Genomic DNA, 1,240 nt, shown 5'->3' with positions numbered 1-1,240 from the left:
CCCCGCCCTGCCCTCTCGCCGAACACCTACGCGTTCGAATCGCTGCCGCTGGTGAAGCCGACGGGCTTTCGCGAGTACGACGCGCGCTGGCTGTTCGAGACCGAGATCAACCTGATGGGCGTGCAGGCGCTGGGCATGGGGCTCGGCACGCTGATCCGCCGCTCGGGCGTGAAACCGGAGATCGTCACCGGCCACGACTTCCGCAGCTACTCGGCCTCGATCAAGACGGCGCTGGTGTCGGGCCTGCTCGCCGCCGGCTGCACCGTGCACGACATCGGCCTCGCCATCACGCCGATGGCCTATTTCGCCCAGTTCGACCTCGACGTGCCCTGCGTCGCCATGGTGACGGCCTCGCACAACGACAACGGCTGGACCGGCGTGAAGATGGGCATGAACCGCCCGCTCACCTTCGGCCCCGAGGAGATGACCCGGCTGAAGGAGATTGTGCTGGCCGCCGACTTCGACCTCGCCGGCGGCGGCTCGTACCGCTTCGTCGAGAATTTCCCGGACGTCTACATCGCCGATCTCACCAGGCGGGCGCCGCTGACGCGAAAACTGAAGGTGGTCTGCGCCTGCGGCAACGGCACGGCCGGCGCTTTCGCGCCCACGATCCTGGAGAGGATCGGCTGCGAGGTGGTGCCGCTCGACACCGAGCTCGACTTCACCTTCCCGCGCTATAATCCGAACCCTGAAGACCTCGAGATGCTGCACGCCATCCGCGACGCGGTGCTGGAGAACGGCGCCGACGTGGGCCTGGGCTTCGACGGCGACGGCGATCGCTGCGGCGTGGTGGACGACACGGGCGAAGAGATCTTCGCCGACAAGATCGGCGTGATGCTGGCGCGCGGCATCTCCGCGCTGCACCCGAACGCGCAGTTCGTCGTCGACGTGAAGTCCACGGGCCTGTTCGCGACCGACCCGGTGCTGATCGCGAACGGCGCAAGAACCGAGTACTGGAAGACGGGCCACTCCTACATGAAACGTCGCACCAACGAGCTCGGTGCGCTGGTCGGCTTCGAGAAGTCGGGCCACTTCTTCTTCAACACGCCGTTCGGCCGCGGCTACGACGACGGCCTCGTCTCGGCGCTGGCGATCTGCGACATGCTCGACCGCAATCCGGGCAAGCGCCTCTCCGAGCTGAGAGACGCGCTCCCGAGGACGTGGTCGTCGCCGACCATGTCGCCGCACTGCGCCGACGAGACGAAATACGGCGTGGTCGACGCGGTGGTGAAACACTTTC

1 protein-coding gene is annotated in these 1,240 nt (G+C 67.0%); it reads left to right on the top strand.

Annotated elements, in window-relative coordinates; translation table 11 throughout:
- Nucleotides 1-1,240, top strand: a 1,240-nt coding sequence (locus tag CH341_RS31385; RefSeq protein WP_111423623.1) for a phosphomannomutase/phosphoglucomutase, incomplete at both ends; no start/stop codon positions are given.

The organism is Rhodoplanes roseus (assembly GCF_003258865.1).
In the GTDB taxonomy this organism is placed as follows: Bacteria; Pseudomonadota; Alphaproteobacteria; order Rhizobiales; family Xanthobacteraceae; genus Rhodoplanes; species Rhodoplanes roseus.
Note: the sequence above shows the minus strand (reverse complement) of the source record. Positions and strands in the feature narration are given on the sequence as shown.